General features: G+C 52.7%; 1 pseudogene. It reads left to right on the forward strand.

Going from position 1 to position 317, the window contains the following annotated elements:
* Nucleotides 1-104: 104 nt before the first annotated feature.
* Nucleotides 105-317: pseudogene (locus H3R28_RS08890) on the forward strand (hypothetical protein); the annotation flags it as partial.

Below are 317 nucleotides of genomic sequence, written 5' to 3' on the forward strand. Positions count from 1 at the left end.
AGGTGCGGCCTTTAAGACCCGATGAGGCGGCAACCATCAAAAATATTGGCGATGAACATGACGCGATCCTGCAGTTCAGCATTCCAAAAGGGGAGAAGGGGGATATGGGCCCGATCGGAAAAGAGGGGGCCGCAGCTACCATACGTATAGGAACCGTGACCACCACAGATCCGGATGTCCAGGCATCCGTTCGCAATTCAGGATCAGAAAATACCGCCGTGCTCGAGTTCTCCATTCCCAAGGGAGAAAAGGGGGACAGCTATACGAATGACGGATCAACTGAACTCAACGTCAAGTCAATTCAGTCAGATGGCGGA

This window comes from Commensalibacter sp. M0268, from assembly GCF_016101925.1.
GTDB classification, from domain to species: domain Bacteria; phylum Pseudomonadota; class Alphaproteobacteria; order Acetobacterales; family Acetobacteraceae; genus Commensalibacter; species Commensalibacter melissae.